Annotated in this window: 25 protein-coding genes (1 of these 25 cut by a window edge); 15 read left to right on the top strand and 10 right to left on the bottom strand. The window is 71.5% G+C overall.

The window, feature by feature from the left end:
- Positions 1-37: 37 nt before the first annotated feature.
- Both OG509_RS10055 and OG509_RS10050 read right to left on the bottom strand, forming a co-directional pair.
- Positions 38-1,441: a metallopeptidase TldD-related protein gene (locus tag OG509_RS10055; RefSeq protein ID WP_406181826.1), complete on the bottom strand. Its 1,404-nt coding sequence runs from the start codon at positions 1,439-1,441 to the stop codon at positions 38-40.
- The gene (locus OG509_RS10050; RefSeq protein WP_406181824.1) at positions 1,438-3,000 is read right to left on the bottom strand and encodes a TldD/PmbA family protein; all 1,563 of its coding nucleotides are present in this window, start codon (positions 2,998-3,000) and stop codon (positions 1,438-1,440) included. Before OG509_RS10050 ends, OG509_RS10055 begins: the two co-directional genes overlap by 4 nt.
- Positions 3,001-3,146: 146 nt before the next feature.
- On the opposite strand from OG509_RS10050, the gene fabG reads away from it, so the two are divergent.
- The 3 genes from fabG to OG509_RS10035 all read left to right on the top strand — a co-directional run bounded on the left by fabG (position 3,147) and on the right by OG509_RS10035 (position 5,318).
- Positions 3,147-3,866, top strand: coding sequence for a 3-oxoacyl-[acyl-carrier-protein] reductase (gene fabG / locus OG509_RS10045; protein ID WP_030300576.1), 720 nt, complete (start codon positions 3,147-3,149; stop codon positions 3,864-3,866).
- Between the two features lie 5 nt (positions 3,867-3,871).
- The gene (gene fabI / locus OG509_RS10040; protein ID WP_048476759.1) at positions 3,872-4,642 is read left to right on the top strand and encodes an enoyl-ACP reductase FabI; all 771 of its coding nucleotides are present in this window, start codon (positions 3,872-3,874) and stop codon (positions 4,640-4,642) included.
- A 235-nt stretch (positions 4,643-4,877) separates the two neighbouring features.
- Positions 4,878-5,318: a hypothetical protein gene (locus OG509_RS10035; protein ID WP_406181822.1), complete on the top strand. Its 441-nt coding sequence runs from the start codon at positions 4,878-4,880 to the stop codon at positions 5,316-5,318.
- A 22-nt stretch (positions 5,319-5,340) separates the two neighbouring features.
- On the opposite strand, the gene OG509_RS10030 is transcribed toward OG509_RS10035, so the two are convergent.
- On the bottom strand, positions 5,341-6,012 hold the full coding sequence (locus OG509_RS10030) for a FadR/GntR family transcriptional regulator (protein ID WP_406181820.1): 672 nt from the start codon (positions 6,010-6,012) through the stop codon (positions 5,341-5,343).
- Positions 6,013-6,078: 66 nt separating this feature from the next.
- Between OG509_RS10030 and OG509_RS10025 the strand changes: the two genes are divergently transcribed.
- The 4 genes from OG509_RS10025 (at position 6,079) to OG509_RS10010 (ending at position 8,517) form a co-directional block, all read left to right on the top strand.
- Complete coding sequence (locus OG509_RS10025; protein WP_406181818.1) at positions 6,079-7,392, top strand: CynX/NimT family MFS transporter; 1,314 nt, start codon at positions 6,079-6,081, stop codon at positions 7,390-7,392.
- Between the two features lie 5 nt (positions 7,393-7,397).
- Entirely contained in the window at positions 7,398-7,517 is a 120-nt protein-coding gene (locus tag OG509_RS10020) for an SGM_5486 family transporter-associated protein (protein ID WP_267880934.1), read from the top strand.
- Between the two features lie 148 nt (positions 7,518-7,665).
- Entirely contained in the window at positions 7,666-7,881 is a 216-nt protein-coding gene (locus OG509_RS10015; protein WP_406181815.1) for a hypothetical protein, read from the top strand.
- A gap of 114 nt (positions 7,882-7,995) precedes the next feature.
- Positions 7,996-8,517 (top strand): SixA phosphatase family protein, encoded by a 522-nt coding sequence (locus OG509_RS10010; protein ID WP_406181813.1) that lies wholly within the window; start codon positions 7,996-7,998, stop codon positions 8,515-8,517.
- A gap of 105 nt (positions 8,518-8,622) precedes the next feature.
- On the opposite strand, the gene serB is transcribed toward OG509_RS10010, so the two are convergent.
- Positions 8,623-9,822: a phosphoserine phosphatase SerB gene (serB, locus tag OG509_RS10005; RefSeq protein WP_406181811.1), complete on the bottom strand. Its 1,200-nt coding sequence runs from the start codon at positions 9,820-9,822 to the stop codon at positions 8,623-8,625.
- A gap of 234 nt (positions 9,823-10,056) precedes the next feature.
- Positions 10,057-11,580, bottom strand: a complete 1,524-nt coding sequence (locus tag OG509_RS10000; protein WP_406181809.1) for a streptophobe family protein — start codon at positions 11,578-11,580, stop codon at positions 10,057-10,059.
- Positions 11,581-11,833: 253 nt separating this feature from the next.
- Between OG509_RS10000 and OG509_RS09995 the strand changes: the two genes are divergently transcribed.
- Entirely contained in the window at positions 11,834-14,350 is a 2,517-nt protein-coding gene (locus OG509_RS09995) for an FHA domain-containing protein (protein WP_406181807.1), read from the top strand.
- Between the two features lie 107 nt (positions 14,351-14,457).
- Here OG509_RS09995 and OG509_RS09990 read toward each other — a convergent pair whose 3' ends face one another.
- Positions 14,458-15,171 (bottom strand): transglycosylase SLT domain-containing protein, encoded by a 714-nt coding sequence (locus tag OG509_RS09990; protein WP_406181805.1) that lies wholly within the window; start codon positions 15,169-15,171, stop codon positions 14,458-14,460.
- Positions 15,172-15,658: 487 nt separating this feature from the next.
- Between OG509_RS09990 and OG509_RS09985 the strand changes: the two genes are divergently transcribed.
- The 3 genes from OG509_RS09985 to OG509_RS09975 all read left to right on the top strand — a co-directional run bounded on the left by OG509_RS09985 (position 15,659) and on the right by OG509_RS09975 (position 17,820).
- Complete coding sequence (locus OG509_RS09985; protein ID WP_406187522.1) at positions 15,659-16,789, top strand: GAF domain-containing sensor histidine kinase; 1,131 nt, start codon at positions 15,659-15,661, stop codon at positions 16,787-16,789.
- Positions 16,782-17,423 (top strand): response regulator, encoded by a 642-nt coding sequence (locus tag OG509_RS09980; RefSeq protein ID WP_406181803.1) that lies wholly within the window; start codon positions 16,782-16,784, stop codon positions 17,421-17,423. Before OG509_RS09985 ends, OG509_RS09980 begins: the two co-directional genes overlap by 8 nt.
- Positions 17,424-17,574: 151 nt before the next feature.
- Complete coding sequence (locus OG509_RS09975) at positions 17,575-17,820, top strand: chaplin (RefSeq protein ID WP_406181801.1); 246 nt, start codon at positions 17,575-17,577, stop codon at positions 17,818-17,820.
- 76 nt (positions 17,821-17,896) lie between these two features.
- Here OG509_RS09975 and OG509_RS09970 read toward each other — a convergent pair whose 3' ends face one another.
- Positions 17,897-18,679 carry a hypothetical protein gene (locus OG509_RS09970; RefSeq protein WP_385591363.1) on the bottom strand — a complete coding sequence of 261 codons (783 nt, stop codon included), beginning with the start codon at positions 18,677-18,679 and terminating at the stop codon, positions 17,897-17,899.
- Between the two features lie 145 nt (positions 18,680-18,824).
- Here OG509_RS09970 and OG509_RS09965 point away from each other — a divergent pair, with 145 nt between their 5' ends.
- From OG509_RS09965 to OG509_RS09950, 4 genes are all read left to right on the top strand, one after another.
- The gene (locus tag OG509_RS09965; RefSeq protein ID WP_030162321.1) at positions 18,825-19,625 is read left to right on the top strand and encodes an ABC transporter ATP-binding protein; all 801 of its coding nucleotides are present in this window, start codon (positions 18,825-18,827) and stop codon (positions 19,623-19,625) included.
- 105 nt (positions 19,626-19,730) lie between these two features.
- Positions 19,731-20,159, top strand: a complete 429-nt coding sequence (locus OG509_RS09960; protein WP_385591360.1) for an NfeD family protein — start codon at positions 19,731-19,733, stop codon at positions 20,157-20,159.
- 101 nt (positions 20,160-20,260) lie between these two features.
- Positions 20,261-21,247, top strand: a complete 987-nt coding sequence (locus tag OG509_RS09955; protein WP_387292444.1) for an SPFH domain-containing protein — start codon at positions 20,261-20,263, stop codon at positions 21,245-21,247.
- 105 nt (positions 21,248-21,352) lie between these two features.
- Entirely contained in the window at positions 21,353-22,123 is a 771-nt protein-coding gene (locus tag OG509_RS09950) for a sulfite exporter TauE/SafE family protein (protein WP_406187521.1), read from the top strand.
- A 51-nt stretch (positions 22,124-22,174) separates the two neighbouring features.
- Here OG509_RS09950 and OG509_RS09945 read toward each other — a convergent pair whose 3' ends face one another.
- The 3 genes from OG509_RS09945 to OG509_RS09935 form a co-directional block, all read right to left on the bottom strand.
- On the bottom strand, positions 22,175-22,678 hold the full coding sequence (locus OG509_RS09945; protein ID WP_030162330.1) for an HNH endonuclease: 504 nt from the start codon (positions 22,676-22,678) through the stop codon (positions 22,175-22,177).
- Positions 22,679-22,827: 149 nt separating this feature from the next.
- Positions 22,828-23,361 carry a YbhB/YbcL family Raf kinase inhibitor-like protein gene (locus OG509_RS09940; RefSeq protein WP_406181797.1) on the bottom strand — a complete coding sequence of 178 codons (534 nt, stop codon included), beginning with the start codon at positions 23,359-23,361 and terminating at the stop codon, positions 22,828-22,830.
- A 45-nt stretch (positions 23,362-23,406) separates the two neighbouring features.
- A protein-coding gene (locus OG509_RS09935; protein ID WP_406181795.1) for a sporulation protein crosses the window boundary here: on the bottom strand, positions 23,407-24,007 show its 3' portion. 182 nt of this gene lie beyond the right edge of the window; the window shows 601 of its 783 coding nt (coding positions 183-783); its start codon lies beyond the right edge, outside the window — the gene reads right to left on this strand; it ends in the stop codon at positions 23,407-23,409.

Genomic DNA, 24,007 nt, shown 5'->3' with positions numbered 1-24,007 from the left:
TGGGAAATGCGTCACGCCAAAAGCTCAGTCTAGGTGGTCAGACACCCTTGCTGACCGAGCTCATTTTGAAATCGGGGATCCGCAACGCGGGCATCGCGGCCCTCGTGAACCAGTCGCTCCACTCGCGCGGCAGGGTCTTCTCGGTCCGGCCCGCCTCGGAGGCCCGCGACAGCAGGTCCACCGGCGATTCGTTGAACCGGAAGTTGTTCACCTCGCCGACGACCTGGCCGTTCTCCACCAGGTAGACGCCGTCCCGGGTCAGGCCCGTGAGCAGCAGCGTCGCCGGGTCGACCTCGCGGATGTACCAGAGGCAGGTCAGCAGCAGACCCCGCTCGGTGGAGGCCACCATCTCCTCCAGCGAGCGGTCGCCGCCGCCGTCCAGGATCAGGTTCCCGAAGCCCGGCGCGACCGGCATCCCGGTCATGCCCGCGCTGTGCCGGGTCGTGGTCAGCCGGGCCAGCTCGCCGTCCCGGATCCACTCGGTGGCCGGTACCGGCAGGCCGTTGTCGAAGACCGAGGCGTCGTCGCCCGAGCTGTGCGCGATCACGAACGGCGCGGACTCCAGGCCCGGCGCGTTCGGGTCGCTGCGCAGGGTCAGCGGCAGCTGCGACAGCTTCTCGCCGAGCCGGGTGCCGCCGCCGGGCTTGGAGAACACCGTCCGGCCCTCGACCGCGTCCCGGGCCGCCGCGGACCACATCTGGTAGATCAGGAGGTCGGCCACCGCGGTCGGCGGCAGCAGGGTCTCGTACCGACCGGCGGGCAGGTCGATCTTCCGCTCCGCCCAGCCCAGCCGTACGGCGAGCTCGGCGTCCAGCACGGTCGGGTCCACGTCCTTGAAGTCCCGGGTGGAGCGGCCGGCCCAGGCCGAGCGCTGCCGGTCGGGGGATTTGGCGTTGAGCTCCAGGGTGCCGTTCGGCTGGTCGTGGCGCAGCCGCAGCCCGGTCGAGGTGCCGACGTACGTGGAGACCAGCTCGTGGTTGGCGAAGCCGTACAGCTCCCGGCCGCCCGCGCGGGCCCGGGCGAAGGCCTCGCCGAGCGCCGGGGCGAAGTCCGCGAACACCGCCGAGGAGGTCTCGGCCGGGGCCCCCGTGAAATCGGGCGAGGCCGGGGTCCCGGTGACCAGCGGCCGGGCGTCCTCCGCGGGTCCGGCGCCGCGGGCGGCGGCCTCGGCGGCCCGGACCAGCGGCTCCAGGTCCGCGGCGGTCACGGCGGAGCGCGACACGACCCCCGAGGCCGTGCCCTCCTTGCCGTCGACGGTGGCGATGACCGTCAGGGTCCGGCCGCGGGTGACGCCGTTGGTGGTGAGCGCGTTGCCCGCCCAGCGCAGGTTGGCCGTCGACTCCTCGTCGGCGATGACGACGCAGCCGTCGGCGGTGGACAGCTCCAGCGCCCGCTCGACGATCTCGTGGGGCTTGCTGCGTCCGTTCGAAAGCGTGCTCATCGGCCGGCCTCCTGCGTGGTGTTCAAGATGTTCACGTCGCGGAACAGCGCGGACGGGCAGCCGTGCGAGACGGCAGCGACCTGGCCCGGCTGGGCCTTGCCGCAGTTGAAGGCGCCGCCCAGGACGTAGGTCTGGGGGCCGCCGACCTTCTCCATCGACCCCCAGAAGTCGGTGGTCGTGGCCTGGTAGGCGACGTCGCGCAGCTGACCGGCCAGCTTGCCGTTCTCGATCCGGAAGAACCGCTGCCCGGTGAACTGGAAGTTGTAGCGCTGCATGTCGATCGACCAGGAGCGGTCGCCGACGACGTAGATGCCGCGCTCCACCCCGCCGATCAGGTCCTCGGTCGACAGCCCGCCCGGATCCGGCCGGAGCGAGACGTTGGCCATCCGCTGGACGGGCACGTGCCCGGGGGAGTCGGCGAAGGCGCAGCCGTTGGAGCGGCCCAGGTCGGTGAGCTTCGCGATCCGGCGGTCCAGCTGGTAGCCGACCAGGGTGCCGTCCTTGACCAGGTCCCAGCTCTGCGCCTGGACGCCCTCGTCGTCGAAGCCGACGGTGGCGAGACCGTGCTCGGCGGTGCGGTCACCGGTCACGTTCATGACCGGGGAGCCGTACTTGAGCTTGCCCAGCTGGTCGAAGGTGGCGAAGGAGGTCCCCGCGTACGCCGCCTCGTAACCCAGCGCCCGGTCGAGCTCGGTGGCGTGGCCGATGGACTCGTGGATCGTGAGCCACAGGTTGGACGGGTCCACGACCAGGTCGTAGCGCCCCGCCTCGACGCTCGGCGCCCGCATCTTCTCGGCGAGCAGTCCGGGGATCTGCTCCAGCTCGGCGTCCCAGTCCCAGCCGGTGCCGGTCAGGTACTCCCAGCCGCGCCCGGCCGGCGGGGCGATGGTGCGCATCGAGTCGAACTCGCCGGTGGTCGCGTCCACGGCGACCGCGGTGAGCTGCGGGTGGATCCGTACGCGCTGCTGCGTGGTCATGGTGCCGGCGGTGTCGGCGTAGAACTTGTTCTCGTGGACGGCGAGCAGCGAGGCGTCGACGTGCGCCACCCCGTCGGCGGCCAGCAGCCGCGAGCTCCAGTCGGCGAGCAGGGCCGCCTTCTCCGCGTCGGGTACCTCGAACGGGTTCACGTCGTACGCGGAGATCCACGTCTTGTCGGCGTGCACCGGCTCGTCGGCGAGCTCCACCCGCTCGTTCGACCCCGCGGCCTTGATGACCTGCGCGGACAGCTTCGCCATGGCCACGGCCTGCGAGGCCACCTTGGCGGCGCCGTCCATGGTCAGGTCCACACCGGAGGCGAACCCCCAGCTGCCCCCGTGCACCACGCGGACCGCGTACCCGAGGTCGGTGGTGTCGGAACTGCCCGAGGGTTTGGCGTCCCGGAGCCGCCAGGCGGCGCTGCGGATCCGTTCGAGCCGGAAGTCGGCATGGTCGCAGCCCAGCGCGCGGGCCCGGGCGAGCGCCGCGTCGGCGAGCGCCCGCAGGGGCAGCGCGGTGAAGGCCGCGTCGATGGAATGGGGCACGGTAGTCCTCCCGGGGTCGGGGCCGGTCGCCTCGATCATGTCGCGCTCGGGGCTCTTGTGCCTACATCTTTCTGTAGGGACTCGACAGAGCCCGTACCGAGGCCCTGTGGGAGATCGATTCTGCGTGCGGGGGGCCCGGCCTATAGGTTTCTGGTACTCAGACAGCTAGTCGAAAGGGTGATCCGTTGAGCCGCTCGGTTCTCGTCACCGGAGGAAACCGGGGCATCGGCCTCGCCATCGCCCGAGCCTTCGCGCAGGCCGGCGACAAGGTCGCGATCACGTACCGGTCGGGTGAGCCGCCGCAGGAGCTCACCGCGCTCGGCGTCCTGGCGGTCCGCTGCGACATCACCGACTCCGAGCAGGTGGAGCAGGCCTACAAGGAGATCGAGGACGCGCACGGCGCGGTCGAGGTGCTGGTGGCCAACGCCGGCATCACCAAGGACACGCTGCTGATGCGCATGTCCGAGGAGGACTTCGCGTCCGTCGTCGACACCAACCTCACCGGCACCTTCCGGGTGGTCAAGCGCGCGAACCGTGGCATGCTCCGTGCCAAGAAGGGCCGCGTCGTCCTGATCTCCTCGGTCGTCGGGCTGCTGGGCTCGGCGGGCCAGGCCAACTACGCGGCCTCCAAGGCGGCGCTGGTCGGCTTCGCCCGCTCGCTCGCCCGTGAGCTCGGCTCGCGCAACATCACCTTCAACGTCGTGGCCCCCGGTTTCGTGGACACCGACATGACGAAGGTGCTCACCGACGAGCAGCGCGCGGGCATCGTCGGCCAGGTGCCCCTGGGCCGCTACGCGCAGCCCGAGGAGATCGCGGCAGCCGTGAGCTTCCTGGCGTCCGACGACGCCGCGTACATCACAGGAGCCGTCATTCCCGTTGACGGCGGATTGGGCATGGGTCACTGATCACCATGAGCGGAATTCTCGACGGCAAGCGCATCCTCATCACCGGGGTGCTGATGGAGTCGTCCATCGCCTTCCACACCGCCAAGCTGGCCCAGGAGCAGGGCGCCGAGGTCATCCTCACCGCGTTTCCGCGCCCGACGCTGACCGAGCGCATCGCCAAGAAGCTGCCGAAGCCGGTCAAGGTGATCGAGCTCGACGTCACCAACGACGAGCACCTGGCCCGTCTGGAGGGCCTCGTCCGCGAGGAGCTCGGCGGCCTCGACGGGGTCGTGCACTCCATCGGCTTCGCCCCGCAGGACGCCCTCGGCGGCAACTTCCTGAACACCCCCTTCGAGTCCGTCGCGACCGCCATGCACGTCTCGGCGTTCTCGCTGAAGTCGCTGACCATGGCCTGCAAGCCGCTGTTCCCGGCGGAGGGCGCGGCCGTCGTCGGCCTCACCTTCGACGCGCAGTACGCCTGGCCGCAGTACGACTGGATGGGCCCGGCCAAGGCCGCGCTGGAGGCCACCAGCCGCTACCTCGCCCGTGACCTGGGCAAGGAGAACATCCGCTGCAACCTGGTCTCGGCCGGTCCGATCGGCTCGATGGCCGCGAAGTCCATCCCGGGCTTCTCGGAGCTGGCGGACGTCTGGAACTCCCGCTCGATGCTGGAGTGGGACATGAGCGACCCGGAGCCGGCGGGCAAGGGCGTCGTGGCCCTGCTGTCGGACTGGTTCCCGAAGACCACCGGCGAGATCGTCCACGTGGACGGCGGCCTGCACGCGATGGGTGCCTGAGCGAGGTACCGACAGGTACGCAGCGGTACTCGTACGTCCGTACGGCGGCGGCCGCGTCTCCCTTCCGGGAGGCGCGGCCGCCGCCGTATCCGCGGGTGGGGGCGGGGGTTCCGGCCGGGCACTCGATCAGATTTTCGCCCTCCGACCGGATCTTCCCGAGTCGAAAACCAGGACAGATGCCTGCAAACTGACCGGGCCGGGATCTTCTCGGCTCGTGCGGGGAGGAGGTACGGGAGTGCGCGCGAGGCGGAGCCGAGCGGTATCGCTGCTGGTCACCTCGGTGGTCCTGACGGGATTCCTGATCCCGGGGGCCGACGCGCGGTCCGAGGGGGGCGAAGCGCTGTCGGGGCCGGAGGCGGTGGCCGTCGTGGAGCCCGCCGCCGTGGACCTCGACGAGCTCCCCGCGGAGCCGCCCGTACGGCCCCGGCCGCCCGCCGGTCGCGAGCTGTTCGGCGCCGACTGCGACACCGTGATCGAGGGCTCGCAGGTGTCGGCCACCTGCCTCAACAGCTATCCGGAGACCGATCTCCTGCGCCTGCACGTGGAGTGCGACCGCTGGTGGGACGTGGACGCGGACAGCGCCGCCGTCGCCCTGGCGCCGGCCGGCCGCATCGAGCTCACCAGCCGCTGCTGGAAGGAGGTCCGCTCGGCCTGGGTGACCCACCAGCGGCCGTGACTCCGGGCCCCTCCCGCGAGGGCTACTTCCTGCCGAGGCACACGAACGGGTAACCCGCCGCCTCCGAGGCCGCCGCATCCCCGTCCCCGCGCCGGATGGCCTCGATCAGCCGGGCGTGGTCCAGGTGCGCCGCAGGGTCCAGCTCCGTACCCACGTCCGTGCGCAGCCAGTCCGCCACCAGGTCGCCGAGGTCCGCGTACAGCTCGATGAGCACTTCGTTGTGAGAGGCCGCCACCACCGCCATGTGCAGCGCGACGTCCGCCGCCACGAACCGCTCCGCGTCCCCGCTCGCCCAGGCCTCCTCGCGCCGCGCCAGCAGCGCGTCCAGCTGCCCCAGGTCCCGCTCGGTGCGCCGCTCCGCCGCCATCCGGGCCGCGGCGGACTCCAGCGTCGAGCGGAGCTCCGCGATGTGGCGCGGGTCGGCGCCGGCGAAGCGGCGGTGCATCACCCCGGCCAGCTCGCTGGTGGCGATGACGTAGGTCCCCGAGCCCTGGCGGATGTCCAGCAGTCCGTTGTGCGCCAGCGCCCGGACGGCCTCCCGGACGGTGTTGCGGGCGACGCCCAGCAGCTCCACCAGCTCCGGCTCGGTGGGGATGCGGGCTCCGACGGGCCATTCGCCGGACGTGATCTGGTTCCGGAGCTGGGTGATCACCTGGTCGACCAGCGCGGAGCGCCGGGGCGAGGTCAGCGGCATGCGGGTTCCTGTCCGAGTCCGGTCCGAGCGTGACAATCAATCATCCCATGATTCTATGATGGGGTAATGCCCGACGAAGAAATCCAGACCCTGAACCGACCCGAGGCCGCGCGCACGGTACCCGCACCCTCCCGTTCCGCCGCCCCCGCGAGCCCGCAAGTCCAACCGGACCCCACCTGGCTCGGCCCGGTCCTCATCGTCGGCATCGTGCTGGCCGCCCTCAACCTGCGGCCCGCCATCACCAGCCTCGGCGCCCTCTTCGAGGAGGTCCGCACGGGCCTCGGCATGAGCGGCACCGTCGCCGGACTGATCACCTCCGTACCCGCCCTCTGCTTCGCCGTCTTCGGCGTCACCGCGCCCCGGCTCTCCCGCCGCTTCGGCCCGGCCGCCGTCGTCTGCGCCGGCATGGCCGCCGTCGCCGCCGGGCTGCTGATCCGGCCGTTCACGCACAACGCCGCCGGCTTCCTCGCCGCCAGCGCCCTGTCCCTGGCGGGCATAGCCCTGACCAACGTGCTGCTCCCGGTCATCGTCAAGCGCTGGTTCCCGGACCGCGTGGGCACCATGACCGGCCTGTACTCCATGGCCCTGGCCCTCGGCACCTCGCTCGCCGCCGCCGTGACCGTGCCCATGACCTCCGCCCTCGGCGGCAGCTGGCGCACGGGCCTGCTGGTCTGGGCCGTGCTCGCGCTGGTCGCCGTACTGCCCTGGCTGCCCGTCGCGGCGGCTGCCCGACGCCAGAAGCGGGCCGCGGACTCCCGGGCCGCCGCGACCGTACGGGCGGACGCGGGCCCGAAGATCGTCCGCAGCCGCACCGCCTGGGCCCTGGCCTGCTACTTCGGCCTCCAGGCCACCGGCGCGTACATCACCATGGGCTGGCTCCCGCAGATCTTCCGCGACGCCGGGGTCTCCGCCTCCACCGCGGGCGTCCTGCTCGCCGTCACCATGGTCATGGGCGTCCCGCTCGCCTTCGTCATCCCCAACCTGGCCGGCCGGATGAAGAACCAGGGGGCCATCGCCGTCACCCTCGGCCTCTTCGGCCTCGTCGGATACACCGGCCTCCACTTCGCCCCCGCCGCCGGAGCCTGGGCCTGGGCCCTCCTGCTCGGCGTCTCCAACTGCGCCTTCCCCCTTGTCATCACCATGATCGGGCTGCGCGCCAAGTCCCCGGCCGGCGTGGTCAAGCTGTCCGCCTTCGCCCAGAGCGTCGGCTACCTCATCTCCATCCCCGGACCGCTCCTCATCGGCGCCCTCTACCAGCACAGCGGAGGCTGGGACCTGCCGCTCACCGTCATGGCGGCCCTGCTGGTCCCGCAGATCGCGCTGGGCGTCCTGGCCGGCCGGGACCGCACGATCGAGGACGAATGCGGCATGCGAGACTGAGCGGCATGTCGCCCGTACTCGAACCGAACCCGCAGAACAGCCACAAGAAGCTCGGCCTGGTGCTGGGCGCGATGCTGGTCGTGACCGTGATCATCTCCGTCATCGCGAGCGTCGTCTCCCCCTGACCCGTCCAGGGGTAGGGGTAACCCCCCAACCCCTAGGGGGTCAGGGTCAGGGTCGACTGGGGTGTGTCCCGGATGGGCACCGCGCCTTCGAATCCATAGATTCGAAGAGAGCGAGCCAGTCCCACCCCGCGTACCCACGGAGGCGGCCATGTCGGCCCCCACAACTCCCCAGCACATCCCCGGCCCCGGTCCCCGAGTCCACGGCGCCAGCACCCGGCTGCACTGGTGGGCGCTGGCCCTGCCCGCGCTCGCCTTCGGCCTCCTGCTGCTGCTCCTCGCCGGCTCCGGCCAGGCCCATGCCGCCACCGGCGAGACCTCCGCGATCCTCCAGGTCACCGAGCAGATCCTGCGCGTCGTCGGCTGACCGGCTCCGTGCGGCCGAGCCCTGCGGCCGACTGCCGCCGAGCCCTGCGGCACACCGCCACCGAGCCCCCAACACCCTGCGCCCCATGGCCCGATTCATGCGAAGCTGGGAGTCATGAGCGCCGACACACCCCGCAGGATCGTCCTCCTCCGGCACGCCAAGGCCGACTGGCCCGAGGTGTCCGACCACGAGCGCCCGCTGGCGGAACGGGGCCGCAAGGACGCACCGGCCGCCGGGTTGAAGCTGTCCGAGACCGGCATCACCTTCGACCTGGCCCTCTGCTCCACCGCCGCCCGCACCCGTGAGACGTGGAAGCTCGCCGTCCAGGAGATGCCGCACCGGCCGAAGACCCACTACGAGGAGCGGCTGTACGACGCCTCGCTGGGCGAGCTCATCGCCCTCCTGAACGAGACGTCCGACGAGGTCAAGGACCTCCTCGTCATCGGCCACAACCCGGGCATGCACGCCCTCGCCGACGCCCTCTCGGGCCGTGCGGAGGGCGACACCCTGGCCCGTATGACCCGCACCGGGTTCCCCACCGCCGCCCTGGCCGTCGTCTCCTTCACCGGCTCCTGGAAGTCCGTGGAGCACGGGGTGGGCACGCTGCTGGACTACTGGACGCCCAAGGACCACTGAGCGGGCGCGCGAGCGCCACGACGCAGGTACGAGTACGAGGACGGGCCCCGGCGCGATCGATCCGCCGGGGCCCGTCCTCGTCCGCTCCTCGTCCGCGCGGGCGGCTCAGGTCAGGCCCGCGGCCTCGACCTCTTCCCGGGTGATCCCGAGCAGGTACAGCACCGCGTCAAGGAACGGCACGTTCACCGCCGTGTGCGCGGCCTCGCGGACCACCGGCTTGGCGTTGAACGCCACGCCCAGCCCGGCCGCGTTCAGCATGTCCAGGTCGTTGGCGCCGTCACCGATGGCCACCGTCTGGGCCAGCGGTACGCCGGCCTCCGCAGCGAAGCGGCGCAGCAGTCGCGCCTTGCCGGCCCGGTCCACGATCTCGCCGGTGACCCGGCCGGTCAGCCGCCCGTCGACGATCTCCAGGGTGTTGGCCGAGGCGAAGTCCAGGCCCAGCCGCTCCTGCAGATCGTCCGTCACCTGGGTGAACCCGCCGGAGACCACACCCACCTGGTAGCCGAGCTGCTTGAGGGTGCGGATCAGGGTCCGGGCGCCCGGCGTCAGCCGCACCTCGGAGCGGACCTTGTCCACGACGGAGGCGTCCAGCCCGGCCAGCAGCTTCACGCGGGCGTGCAGCGACTGCTCGAAGTCCAGCTCCCCGCGCATGGCCCGCTCGGTCACCTCGGCGACCTCGGCCTCGCAGCCGGCGTGCGCGGCGAACAGCTCGATGACCTCGTCCTGGATCAGGGTCGAGTCCACGTCCATGACGACCAGGCGCTGCGCCCGGCGGTGCAGCCCGGCCGAGACCACGGCCACGTCGACGCCGATGTGGGAGGCGGAGGTGGCCAGCTCGGTGCGCAGCGGCTCCGTCTCCACGCCGGAGACGGCGAACTCGACGGCCGTCACCGGGTACTTGGCGAGCCGGAAGATGCGGTCGATGTTGCCGCCGGTCGCGGTGATCCGGGAGGCGATGGCGGCCGTGGACTCGGCGGTCAGCGGATGCCCGAGCACGGTGACGTGCGAACGGCCGCTGCCGCGCGGCCGGTTGTCACCGGTACCGGAGAGGATCTCGGCCTGCAGCTTCAGCGAGTCGGCCCAGCTGTGGACGGTGGCCCGCAGCTCGCCCTCGCCGCTGTCGGCGGGCTTGGTGACGAGGGCGCACAGGACGATGCGGCCACGGGTGACGACCTGCTCGATGTCGACGACGTCGACGGAGTAGGCGGCGAGGGTGTCGAACAGCCCGGCGGTGATCCCGGGACGGTCCTTGCCGAAGATCTTGACGAGGAGGGTGGGGACGTCGGAGGTCTGCGAAGCGCTCATGGTGCCCTCACCGTATCTTCCCGTCCCACATGCTCGGACCCCCGTCCCACCTGCCGGAACCATTTTCCGGCGCAGCGCCCTCCGGCGCCGCCGCTCGCAGGCACCCGGGGGACGGCGGGGGAGTTGCGGCGAGGTGAATGCGGGCCGACGGGGAGGTGTCGTGGGCCCTCGGGGCACAGTGGTGGCCGAGCGTGTTCGATTCGATACGCTCCGCTCCTCTCCTCTCCCGGTGTCTCAGCCCGGGGGCCCCAGCGGTGGCGGCGGGGGAGGGGGCGGAGGCGGGGTGAACGGCGGGCGGTGGCGCGGTGCCGGCCGGCCGGCGGGCCGGCGGGGCAGCCGGGTGACCGTGACGTCCCAGGAGCCGTCCGGCTCCGCGTAGGGCTCGGGCCCCGGACGGGCGTACGGGTGCGGCCGCCCCGGCGGGGGCCGGTACGGGGCCGTCGGCGCGTCGGGGGCCGCTCCGGCCGCCCCACCGCGCCCTGCCCCGGACACCGGCACCGGCTGCGGCGGACGGCGGCGCCCGGCCAGCAGGGCCCCCACCCCGCCCGCCACCGCACCCCAGGCCGCCCCGAGCGCCACCGCGTACAGCGTGTCCCCCCACAGCACCACCCCGGCGTCCACCGCATCCACGCCGAGCACCGACAGCGAGCTGTCCACCGACACCCCGGTCAGCAGCACCAGCATCGCCGCCGCCACCCCGGTGACGGCCGCCAGCCGCACCGCGCACGCCGCGATCCCGCGCCCCGGAGTCCGTACGGCGGCCAGCACACCGGCGCAGAGCAGCAGCAGCCCCACCCCCGCGACCAGCAGCCAGACCCGCCCGTCGTACTCCGCGAGCCGGGACACCGTCACCGGCTCCCGCGCCGACTCCCCCAGCAGATCGTCCAGCGGATCCGGCAGCAGTCGGCCCAGCGCGCCGGTGGCCCGGCCGTCGAACGGTACGAGAAGCCCCAGCAGCACCCCCGTCCAGGCCCCGTTCGGCGCCCCCAGCAGTGCGGCGCCCAGGATCCGCCCCGGATGCTCGTCGCCCGCGGCCGCCCACACCGCGGCCGCCAGCCCGGCCGCCACCGCCACCAGCAGGACCGTCACCAGCGCCGACACCGCGGGCCGCAGCCGCGCGAACGCCGCCGGCCCATGCCGCGAAGCGAGCAGCGCCACCGCCAGTACGGACAGCGCCCACACCCCCGCGCCCAGCAGCGTCGGCCCGGTCTCCACCGAGAACCCCACCCGGGCCCGGGTGTCGATCAGGTCCCCGATGCGGTCCGGGAGCAGCCCGCCGACGTCCCCGATCCCCGGGACCACCACCTTCGGCGGCGTCCTCGGCAGCCGAGGCCCGTCCAGGGTGACCACCTCGTGCCCGGCCCGGGCGAGCCCGCCCGCCGCGGCGACGAGCAGCACCGCCACCGCGGCCGCGCGGGCGGCGAGTTCCCCGCGGGGCGCCCCGGTCCGGATCGAGCGCAGGAAGATCCGGGCCAAGGCCAGCGCCCCGGCCAGTCCCACCCCGAGCGGCATGATGTCCAGGGAGGACTGGGCGCCCGGCCCGGTGATCCCGAGGACGGACATGTCTCCCGACGGGGTGACCGTGCCGCCGATCGCGAGGACCACCACGGCGGCGGTCATCGCCCCGAGCGAGCCTCCCGCGGCGTCGGCGCCCAACAGGTGCAGCCCCAGGGCGGCGACCCCGGCCATGGCGACGAGGGCCCAGCCGGTGGCTGCGATGCCCGACAGGACCACGTCTCCCCAGCGAATGCGGCGCATGCGTACCCCCGGTGCGTGTCGAGCGTGCGTGCCGAGCGGGACGGGGTCGGACAGGGTGAGAAGTCCCGTATCTCACTCTCCGGGTGACTTTCGCCCCCGTCAACGGGCAGGCGTAGACGCCCCGGGAAGGCCCCGATTCCACATGTGGCCGCAGGCCTGAAATAGTTCCCCCGGATGTTCGCCATCCCTAGACTCCCTGACGTCGGACTCCCTGGCGTCAGGGGGATTCTCGGGGGACTTAAGTGGGGCTGGAGTGCCGGAACTCGTACTGGAATTGAATGGAAGGACCTGGACGCTCGATCCGTCCAGGTCGTACTCGTTGGGGCGCGACCCCCAGGGAGACGTGGTCATCGACGACGCCCGGGTGTCGTGGCGGCATGCCACCATCGCCTGGAACGGCCGGGGTTGGGGCATTGAGGACCACGGCAGCACCAACGGCACCTACGTGCACGGCGCGAGGGTCCAGCAGACGGAGCTCGTGCCCGGTACGCCGGTGCACCTGGGCAACGCCACCGACGGCCCGCGGCTGAATCTGAGCGCAGCGGCCGCCGCCGCGCCGCAGCAGGCCGCTCCGGCCTACCAGGCCCCGGCGCCCGCCTACCAGGCCCCGGCCCAGCAGGCCGCTCCGGCGTACCAGGCCCCGGCCCAGGTGCAGGGCCACCAGCCGCAGCAGCAGGCCTGGCAGCAGCAGCCGCAGCAGCACCAGCAGGCGCAGCAGCCGCACATCCCGCAGCAGCAGGGTGCGGCCCCTGCCTACGGCGGTGACCGCAGCCCGACCACGTTCCACCAGATCGCCGTCGGCCGCGTCATGCGGATCGGCCGTGCCCTGGAGAACGAGCTGGTCGTATCGGACCTCCAGGTCTCGCGCCTCCACGCGGAGTTCCGCTCCGCGGGCGGCCGCTTCGAGATCCACGACCTCGGCAGCCACAACGGCACCTACGTCAACGGCCAGCCGCTGCCCAAGTCCGGCACCGCGCTGCTCGGCCCGAACGACATCGTCGGCGTCGGCCACTCGACGTTCCGGATCGTCGGCGACCGGCTCGAGGAGTTCGTCGACACCGGTGACGTCTCCTTCTCGGCCCGCCACCTCACGGTCACGGTCGACGGCGGCAAGCAGATCCTCAAGGACGTCACCTTCGGCGTCCCGGAGAAGTCGCTCATCGGCGTCATCGGCCCCTCCGGCTCCGGAAAGTCGACGCTGCTCAAGGCGCTGACCGGATACCGGCCCGCCAACGAGGGCGACGTCCTCTACGACAACCGCAACCTGTACAAGCAGTTCGCGGAGCTCCGCCAGCGCATCGGCCTGGTCCCGCAGGACGACATCCTGCACAAGGAGCTGAAGGTCAGCACGGCCCTCAAGTACGCGGCCAAGCTCCGCTTCCCCGGCGACACCGCCGAGGCCGAGCGCGCCGCCCGCATCGACGAGGTCCTGCGCGAGCTCAAGCTCGACATCCACAAGGACAAGAAGATCACCTCGCTCTCCGGTGGTCAGCGCAAGCGCGTGTCCGTGGCCCTGGAGCTCCTCACCAAGCCCTCGCTGATCTTCCTCGACGAGCCCACCTCCGGCCTCGACCCGGGCATGGACCGCGACGTCATGCAGCTGCTGCGCGGCCTCGCCGACGACGGCCGCACCGTCCTCGTCGTCACGCACTCCGTGGCCGAGCTGTCGCTGTGCGACAAGCTGCTGGTCATGGCTCCGGGCGGTTCGGTCGCGTACTTCGGTCCGCCGGACGAGGCGCTGAACTTCTTCGGCTACAGCACGTGGGCGGACGTCTTCTCGGCGTTCGAGAACTACCGCGACTACGACTGGGCCGGCCGCTGGAAGGGCTCGCAGCACTACCAGCTGTACGCCGCCGACCTCGACTCGGTCGCCCCGCAGCAGGTCGCCATGGCGCCGATCCAGCAGATGATGCCGCCGAAGGCGCAGGGCTGGGGCGACCAGCTGTGGACCCTGATCCGCCGCTACGTCTCGGTGATCGCGTCCGATCGGGGCTTCCTGGCCCTGATGCTGATCCTGCCCGCGGTCCTGGGCGTGGTCTCGACGGTCATCCCCGCGACCTTCGGCCTCGCGCCGCCGAAGCCGCCGTCCCGGTTCAACGGCGACGCCGGCACGATCATGCTGATCCTGTGCGTGGGCATGTGCTTCTCGGGCGCCGCGAACTCGGTCCGTGAGCTGATCAAGGAACGCGTCATCTACGAGCGCGAGCGCGCCACCGGCCTGTCCCGGTCGGCGTACCTCATGTCGAAGGTGATCGTCCTCGGCTTCATCACGGCCATCCAGGGCGTGGTCATCTGCGCCATCGGCTTCGTCCCGCGCGACCTGCCCGCCGAGGGCCTGATCATGCCCCCGGCCGTCGAGCTCTGCCTGTCGGTCACCGCGCTCGGCTTCACGTCGATGATGTTCGGCCTGGTGATCTCCTCGCTGGTGAAGACCGCCGAGAAGACCATGCCGCTGCTGGTCATGTTCGCGATCGTCCAGGTCGTCTTCACCGGCATCCTCTTCCAGGTGTACGACTCGCCGGGCCTGGAGCAGTTCGCCTGGCTGATGCCTTCGCGCTGGGCGGTCGCCGCCGCGGGCACCACGCTCGACCTCGGCAAGCTCATGCCGCCGTGGGACCAGCAGAACCCGACCAACACCGACCCGCTGTGGGAGCACTCCATCGCCCAGTGGGGCGTGAACATCACGATCCTGCTGCTCATCGGTGTGGCCTGCGGCTTCGCGGTGCAGAAGCTGCTGCGCCGCCACGAGCCCGAGGTCATGCGCAACTAGCGCCGGCGGCCGCCGGTCGGCCCGCTCCCCGCACGAAACGCCTCAGGGCGGCACCCGGATACCGGGTGCCGCCCTGAGGCGCATGGGGGTCGCTACGCCAGTCGCCCTCAGTAGGCGCTGTTGACGTTGTCGATCGAGCCGTAACGGTCGGCGGCGTAGTTGGCCGCGGCGACGATGTTGGCGACCGGGTGGTACTGGTCCAGCGGGGTGCCGGGGACGTGGTACGCGAGGAAGGTCGGCTTGATGACCTGGAGCAGGCCCTTCGAGGGGATGCCGTTCTGGGCGTTGATGTCCCAGTTGTTGATCGCCCGCGGGTTACCGCTCGACTCGCGCATGATGTTCTTGTACAGGCCGTTGTACGTGCCCGGAATCTTGTGCGCCTTCATGATCGCCAGCGACTCCTTGATCCAGCCGTCAAGGTTGTTCGCGTAGACCGGCTTGCGGACGGTGGAACGGCTGGCAGCCGCCTTCGCCTCGCGGTCCTTCTTCGCCTTGGCCTCGGCGTCGGCCTTCGCCTTCGCGGCGTCGGCCTTGGCCTGGGCGGCGACGGCCTTGGCCTTGATCGCGGCCTCGACCTTCGCGGCGTCCGTGGCCAGCTTGGTCTGGGCGCTGAGGTGCTGCACGGTCTTGGCCTGGACACCCTCGACAGCCTGGGTCCACGCCACGGGGGCGGCGGTCACGGTCGTACCGGCGTCGGCGGTGCCGGCGGGGACGACGGTGGCGGCCAGGGCGGCGGCGCCGATGGTGGCGAACGCGGCGAAGGACATCTTGTGCGCCTTCGTCATACGACGACTGTGGCCGGGGGTGCTGGTCTTGGACATGCGTAGCAACCTCTTCGAATCGGGGAGCCGCAGGAAAGCGCCGCTCGGATCCGGGATCCGCGGCGCTGTGCGACGGGAGCAATTCTTAGCGGCGGCAAAATGGCCTGGCAAAGGTGTGACGTACGATCCCGCTTAGTGGATCAGGGGGCGCCGACGGGCGCGGAATTCCAGGCCGGACGCTAGGCGTGGCAGCGCTGACACGGTCTTTATGTGTCCACTAGGCGCCTTCGTAAGTGACGTGGGTCCTATGCCCGGGCTCACATCGGCCACGTAACGGTCTCACCAAGCGTTGCGACAGCAATGCAATCCGTAACGGAATTCTCCACCCTGAGGACCACAAGCCCGCCACCACGCTCATCCCCAGGGCAGAGACGGCCCCCCGGGCCCCCTCCCACAGGAGGAGGGCACACCGCCCCCGGGCCTAGGGCCCGAGCCCGATCCCGCAGGTCAGAGCCGCGAGTACGGTGAGCCCATGACTGGTAGTCCCGTGTTCGGCGGCCCCCGCGGCGGCCTCGCCGCCGTGAGCACCGCGCTCCTCGCCATGAGCCGACGGCTGGAGGTCCGCGACGTCCTGCGCACGATCGTCGTCTCCGCCCGCCAGCTGCTCGACGCCGAGTACGCGGCCCTGGGCGTCCCGGACGACCACGGCGGCTTCGCCCAGTTCGTCGTGGACGGCATCAGCGAGGAGCAGTGGCGCCGGATCGGCCCGCTGCCCCGCCAGCACGGCATCCTCGCCGCGATGCTCCACCAGGACGGCCCCGAGCGGCTGGCCGACGTACGCAAGGACCCCCGCTTCGAGGGCTGGCCCCCCGCCCACCCCGAGATGTCCGACTTCCTCGGCCAGCCCGTCCGCGACGGCGAGGAGACCCTCGGCGCCCTCTTCCTCGCGAACAAGAAGTGCCCCGGCGGCTTCACCGAGGAGGACGAGGAGCTCCTCGCCCTCCTCGCCCAGCACGCGGCGATCGCTCTCACCAACGCCCGGCTCTACGAGCGCAGCCGCGAGCTCACGATCGCCGAGGAGCGCTCCCGCCTCGCCCACGAGCTGCACGACGCCGTCGCCCAGAAGCTCTTCTCGCTCCGCCTGACCGCCCAGGCGGCCGCCGCCCTCGTCGACCGCGACCCGGCCCGCGCCAAGGGCGAGCTCCAGCAGGTCGCCGCCCTCGCCGCGGAGGCCGCCGACGAGCTGCGCTCCGCCGTCACCGAGCTGCGCCCGGCCGGTCTCGACGAGGACGGCCTGGTCGCCACCCTCCGCGACCAGGTCCACGTACTCGACCGCGCCCACACCGCGCACGTCACCTTCACCTGTGACGGCGTACGGGCCCTCCCGGCGACCCAGGAGGAGGCGCTGCTCCGGGTCGCCCAGGAGGCCCTCCACAACGCCCTGCGGCACTCCGGCGGCGACCGCGTCGAGGTCACCCTCGCCCGCCGGGCCGCGGGAGCCGTGCTGACCGTCACGGACAACGGAAGCGGCTTCTCCCCTTCCTCGATCCGCGCGGCCGGACGCCACCTCGGCCTGGTCTCCATGCGGGACCGGGCGAGCGGCGTCGGCGGCCGCCTCACCGTGCACTCGGAGCCCGGTACGGGCACCACGATCGAGATGGAGGTCCCCGGTGGCTGACACGCCCATCCGCGTTCTGCTGGTGGACGACCACCAGGTGGTCCGCCGCGGCCTGCGTACGTTCCTGGAGGTCCAGGACGACATCGAGGTGGTCGGGGAGGCCGCCGACGGGGAGGAGGGCGTGGCCCGCGCCGAGGAGCTGCGGCCCGACGTGATCCTGATGGACATCAAGATGCCGGGCACCGACGGCATCGAGGCCCTGCGCAGACTGCGCGCGCTCGCGAACCCGGCGCGGGTGCTGATCGTCACCAGCTTCACCGAGCAGCGGACGGTGGTCCCGGCCCTGCGGGGCGGCGCCGCCGGATACGTCTACAAGGACATCGACCCCGACGCCCTGGCCGGAGCCATCCGCTCCGTCCACGCCGGCCACGTACTGCTCCAGCCGGAGGTGGCGGACGCCCTGCTCTCCCAGGAGGGACCGCCGTCGTCGAGCCGGGCCGGCTCCCTGACCGAACGGGAACAGGAGGTGCTGTCGCTGATCGCGGACGGCCGGTCCAACCGGGAGATCGCCCGCGCGCTGGTCCTGTCGGAGAAGACGGTCAAGACGCACGTCTCGAACATCCTGATGAAGCTGGACCTCGCGGACCGCACCCAGGCGGCGTTGTGGGCGGTCAGGCACGGAATCACGGACTGAACCCGGCCGGAACGGACCCTCCAGCTCCGATTCGAAGATTCATACTGTCGGGTGGATGTCGCCCACATGGCGTATCCCGTTCGTCCGATGACCGTTCTTCATGACGTGCCGCGGCGGCTGGCCGCGGCAGACGTACTGGAGGACGAAGAACGTGAAGAACATCAAGAAGGCCACTGCCGTCACCGTGATCGCGGGCGGCCTCCTTGCCGCGGCCGCCGGTGTCTCCTCGGCGCACGGCGGTGCGTCGGCCGAGGGCCAGGCCGTGGGCTCGCCCGGCGTCGCCTCCGGAAACCTGCTCCAGGTCCCCGTCCACGTCCCGGTGAACGTGGTCGGCAACACGGTCTCGGTGATCGGCCTGCTGAACGGCGCCTTTGGCAACACCGGCGTGAACGCCTGACCAGCCCCACCCACCGGCCCCGCTTCCCCCACCTCTCCCCGGGAAGCGGGGCCGCGGTGCATCCGGGACAGCGGCGCTAGCCCCGCTCGCGCTCCTCGACCGCCGAGTTGTACGCCGCGACCAGCGCACGCCGCGCCACCCGCTCCACCGGCCGCAACGCCTCCGCCCGCGCCGCCATCTCCGAGGCGGCCACCGCGCCGCCCGGCCCGTGCTCGTACGCCAGCGACACCAGCAGGTCCACCCGCTGCGCCAGCGCCAGCACCCGTACCGCCCGCGGCGGATACCCCGGCGCCAGCACCTCCCGCCCCGCGTCCGCCCGCGCCCGGTACGCCGACAGCGCGGCCTCCGCCACCGGCCCCGACCCCGCCACGTCCAGCCGGGTCAGCACCACCGTCGCCTCGCGCAGCGCCTCCGCCAGCTCCCGCTCCGCCTCACCGAGCGACGGCACGTCCGCCGGCGGGGCCTCCCGTACGGGCAGGCAGTGCCACGTCACCGAGACGTGCACGTCCCCCCGCGGCCCGGCCTCGGCCACCTCCGGCACCAGACCCACCGCCGCGCCCACCGCGACCACCGCCTCCTCCGCCTCCAGCGCCCGAGCGTTGAACTCGGCCGGCCCGCTCAGCCCCAGCGGATGCCCCGGCGCCGGCAGCGCCACCCGCAGCCCGGTCACCCCCAGCGCCCGCATCCGGCCGAGCGCCAGCGTCAGGCCCACCGGACCCGATTCGCCCGGCAACCCTTCCACCCGGTGCACGGCGTCCTCGCCCACGATCGACAACACGGCCTCGTCGGGCGAGACCAAACCGGCCAGCAGTGCGTTCCCCCAGGCGGCCAACCGCCCTGAACGTGGTTCGAAAAGCATTCCCCCACTTTACGGATCACCCCGGATCGGCCCCCGCGGCCAACCTGACGCCCGGACCCCTCGCCGAGTGGCGTAGGTTTTCCCCTGGGGCTGCGCCTACCGGTGCACAGACGAAACCGAGACTGCAAGGGGAGACAACACGCTCATGAGCGATGTTCTGGAGCTGGTGGACGTATCCGTGGTCCGCGAGGGCCGGGCTCTGGTGGACCAGGTCTCCTGGTCGGTGAAGGAGGGGGAGCGCTGGGTGATCCTCGGCCCCAACGGCGCCGGCAAGACCACGCTGCTGAACCTCGCCTCCAGCTACCTCTTCCCCACCAAGGGCGCCGCCACCATCCTCGGCAGCACCCTCGGCAAGCCCGGCAGCGACGTCTTCGAGCTGCGCCCGCGCATCGGCGTCGCCGGGATCGCCCTGGCCGACAAGCTCCCCAAGCGCCAGACCGTCCTGCAGACCGTCCTCACCGCCGCGTACGGCATGACGGCGACCTGGCAGGAGGAGTACGAGGAGATCGACGAGCAGCGCGCCCGCGCCTTCCTCGACCGCCTCGGCATGACGGAGTACCTCGACCGGAAGTTCGGCACCCTCTCCGAGGGCGAGCGCAAGCGCACCCTGATCGCCCGCGCCCTGATGACCGACCCCGAGCTGCTCCTCCTCGACGAGCCCGCCGCCGGCCTCGACCTCGGCGGCCGCGAGGACCTCGTACGCCGCCTCGGCCGCCTCGCCCGCGACCCGCTCGCGCCGTCCATGGCGATGGTCACGCACCACGTCGAGGAGATCGCCCCCGGCTTCACCCACGTCCTGATGATCCGCCAGGGCAAGGTCGTCACCGCGGGCCCGATCGACCTCGAACTGACCTCGCGCAACCTCTCGCTGTGCTTCGGCCTGCCCCTGGTCGTTGAGCGCAACGACAGCGACCGCTGGACCGCCCAGGGCCTCCCGCTGCGCTAGTACGGCCGGCGGTACGGGCACCGCTCGTACGGGCGCGCCCGTACTGCCCGTCCGTGCGCCGTCGCACCCTGTCCCGACCGCGTCCGCCCGACCTACCATGACCATGTGAACATCGACGCGTGGCTTTGGTGGCTCATCGGCGCGGTCGGACTGGGCATTCCGCTCGTCCTGACGGCGATGCCCGAGTTCGGCATGTTCGCCGTCGGCGCGGTCGCCGCCGCCGTCACGGCGGCGTTCGGCGGGGGAGTGGTCGCCCAGGTCCTGGTCTTCGTGATCGTCGCGGTGGCGCTCATCGCCGTCGTCCGCTCGATCGCCAACCACCACCGTGAGCAGCGGCCCCAACACCGCACCGGAATCGACGCGTTGAAGGGCAGAAGCGCGCTCGTCCTCGAACGCGTCGACGGCAGTGGGGGCCGGATCAAACTCGCCGGCGAGGTCTGGTCCGCCCGCACCCTCGACGCGGACAGCATCTTCGAACCGGGCCAGCAGGTCGACGTCGTGGAGATCGACGGAGCCACCGCGATCGTCATGTGAGCTTGTCGAGCTTGAGCCAAGCAGCCGACCCGCGGCCCCGGGGTCTGCGAGACTCCGATCAACGGGGCAGCACGGACAGCCGGAAGGGCACGGGGAACCGCATGTCATCGATCATCATCGTCCTGATCATTCTGGTGGTTCTGGTCTTCATCGCACTGGTCAAGACGATCCAGGTGATCCCGCAGGCCAGCGCCGCCATCGTCGAACGCTTCGGCCGCTACACGCGCACCCTCAACGCGGGCCTCAACATCGTCGTCCCGTTCATCGACTCCATCCGCAACCGCATCGACCTGCGCGAACAGGTCGTGCCGTTCCCGCCGCAGCCGGTCATCACCCAGGACAACCTGGTCGTCAACATCGACACGGTCATCTACTACCAGGTGACCGACGCGCGGGCCGCGACGTACGAGGTCGCCAGCTACATCCAGGCCATCGAGCAGCTCACCGTCACCACCCTGCGCAACATCATCGGCGGCATGGACCTGGAGCGGACCCTGACCTCCCGCGAGGAGATCAACGCCGCCCTGCGCGGAGTCCTCGACGAGGCCACCGGCAAGTGGGGCATCCGCGTCAACCGCGTCGAGCTCAAGGCGATCGAGCCGCCGACCTCCATCCAGGACTCGATGGAGAAGCAGATGCGCGCCGACCGCGACAAGCGCGCCGCGATCCTCCAGGCCGAGGGCGTCAGGCAGTCCGAGATCCTGCGCGCCGAGGGTGAGAAGCAGTCCTCCATCCTGCGCGCCGAGGGTGAGGCCAAGGCCGCCGCACTGAAGGCCGAGGGCGAGGCGCAGGCCATCCGTACGGTCTTCGAGTCCATCCACGCCGGAGACGCGGACCAGAAGCTCCTCGCCTACCAGTACCTCCAGATGCTCCCGAAGATCGCCGAAGGCGACGCCAACAAGCTCTGGATCGTGCCCAGCGAGATCGGAGACGCCCTCAAGGGCCTCTCGGGAGCCATGGGCAACTTCGGCCCCATGGGCGGAGGTTCGGGCTTCAACCCGCAGAACTCCGGCAAGGACGGCGGCAACGGCGCCGGCGCGGCCGACAAGGCCGCCGCCGAGCGCCGCGAACAGCCCCCCATCGACTGACCGGCCCGTCCCCTCCTGCATGATCAGTGAGGCCCCTCGACCTTCATGGCGGGGAGGCGACTCACTCATGCAAAGGGGATGGCTCAGTCCATGTCTCTGCTCTCGATGTCCCCCTGGGAATCACTCGCGGTGTTCGCGGCCGGCATCGGCGCCGGCACGATCAACACCATCGTCGGCTCCGGCACCCTCATCACCTTCCCGGTGCTGCTCGCCACCGGACTCCCGCCGGTCACCGCCAACGTGTCCAACACCCTCGGCCTGGTGCCCGGTTCCATCAGCGGAGCCATCGGCTACCGCAAGGAGCTCCAGGGCCAGCGCGGCCGCATCCTGCGGCTCGGCTCCGTCTGTCTCGTCGGGGGACTCGCGGGCGCCGTCCTGCTCCTCACCCTGCCGTCGGACTCCTTCGACACGATCGTGCCCGTCCTCATCGGACTCGCCCTCGTGCTGGTCGTCCTCCAGCCCCGCCTCGCCGCGGCCCTGCGCAGGCGTCAGGAAGCCGCCGGCACCGAACCCGGACACCCCGACGGCGGCCCCGTCCTGCTCACCGGAATGCTGTTCGCCAGCGCGTACGGGGGCTACTTCGGCGCCGCCCAGGGCGTGCTCTACGTCGGCTTGATGGGCCTGTCGCTCCACGAGGACCTCCAGCGCATCAACGCCGTCAAGAACGTCCTCGCCGCCCTCGTCAACGGCATCGCGGCCGTCTTCTTCCTCTTCGTCGCCGAGTTCGACTGGACGGCCGTGGTCCTGATCGCCGTCGGCTCCACCCTCGGCGGCCAGATCGGCGCCAAGGTCGGCCGCCGCCTCTCCCCGACCGTGCTCCGCGGGGTCATCGTCGTGGTCGGCGTGCTCGCCATCGTCCAGCTGCTGCTGCGCTGAGCGACGTACGGGAAATACGTCGCCCATCGCACCTGCGGTCATCCGGCCGTACTAGGCGGAACGCTCCAGCCACTCGGGCAGCGCCTCACGGCCCCCCACCCCCAGGGCCAGCAGCATGGCATCCGCCGGAGACGGTACGAAGGGCTTCCGGAGGAGCGGCATCCCCGCCTCCTCCGGAGTCCGGGCCGCCTTGCGGTGATTGTCCTCGGCGCAGGAGGCCACCGTGTTCAACCACGTGTCCCCACCGCCCTGGGCCCGCGGCAGCACGTGGTCCACGGTCGTCGCGCGCTTCCCGCAGTACGCGCACCGGTGCTGGTCCCGGACCAGCACCCCCCTCCGCGACCAGGGAGCATGTCTTCGGAACGGCACCCGTACGTACCGGCACAGCCTGATCACCCGGGGCAGCGGAAGATCCAGGGAGGCACCGCGCACACGCAGTTCCGGGTGCGACTGCTCGACCACGGCCTTGTCCTGGAGCACCAGGACCACAGCCCGGTTCAGCGTCACCGTCGACAGCGGCTCGAAGCTCGCATTCAGCACCAGCGTGTCCCGCATCTCGCCCACCTCCCGTGTGCAGGCCCGCGACCACACCGGCGGCTGGGCCCGCAACCACTCTGGCCGCGCGCGCCACGCGGGACAACGCAATAAAAATGCCCGGTCCTGGCCGCCTTTAGACCAGGACCGGGCAAACGCACGGCGAACGATCAGCTCGCGGGGCCCTCGTACTCACCGATCAGCTGCGCCCGTCCCAACGAGTGGAACCGCAGGTTGAATCCGACGACCGCCGGCGAGACGTCCGCACCGGGGCCCAGCTTCTCCTGGTCCACCGCGTAGACGGTGAACACGTAGCGGTGCCGCTCCCCGGCCGGCGGAGCCGCCCCGCCGAAGTCCTTCGTGCCGTAGTCGTTCCGTACGTGCACGGCCCCGGCGGGCAGCCCCTCGAACTTCCCGCTGGCCGCCCCGGCCGGCAGCTCGGTGACCGAAGCGGGCAGATCGAAGAGCACCCAGTGCCAGAACCCGCTGCCCGTCGGGGCATCCGGGTCGAAGCACGTCACGGCGAAGCTCTTCGTCCCCTCCGGGAACCCCTCCCACCGCAGCTGCGGAGAGACGTTCCCGCCCTTCAGCACCTGGGCGTCGCCCAGCTCACCACCGGGCTCGAGATCCGCGCTCTCCACCGAGAACGCGTGCACCTGAGGGTGGAAATCGTGCGGAAGCGGCGCCCTGCTCTGCTCGGCCACTGCTGAACCTCCTGATCGCGAACCAGTACCGGTATCGGGCCGAGCCTAGAACCAGTTGCGCTGCGAACCCACGGACGCGATCCACTGGTTGAGGTAAGCCGCCCAATCGGTCCCCTGGTACGACTGCAGCCCCACCTGGAAGCAGCGGTACGTGTCACTGCCCTCGGAGAACAGCCCCGACTTCTTGTCCATCTCCAGCACGACGTCCATCTCGCGGCCGTCCGAGACGAAGGTCAGCTCGACCTGGTTCAGCCCGCGGTACTGCGCCGGGGGCAGGAACTCGATCTCCTGGTAGAACGGCAGCGTCTGGCGGGTCCCGCGGATGTGCCCGCGCTCCATGTCCGCGCTGCGGAAGCTGAAGCCGAGCTGACGGAAGGCGTCCAGGATCGCCTGCTGCGCCGGCACCGGGTGCACGTTGATCGGGTCGAGGTCGCCGGCGTCCACCGCGCGCGCGATCTCCAGCTCGGTGCTGACCCCGATGTTCATGCCGTGCAGGTGCTGGCCCCCGAAGTGGGTGATCGGCGTCTCCCACGGGATCTCCAGGCCGAACGGCACCACGTGCAGGGCGCCCGGCTGCACCTGGAAGGCACCGCCGAGGCGCTGCTTGGTGAAGACGATGTCCTGCTTGTACTCCTGGTCGTTGCCC

The organism is Streptomyces sp. NBC_01006 (assembly GCF_045162725.1).
GTDB lineage: Bacteria > Actinomycetota > Actinomycetes > Streptomycetales > Streptomycetaceae > Streptomyces.
Note: the sequence above shows the minus strand (reverse complement) of the source record. Positions and strands in the feature narration are given on the sequence as shown.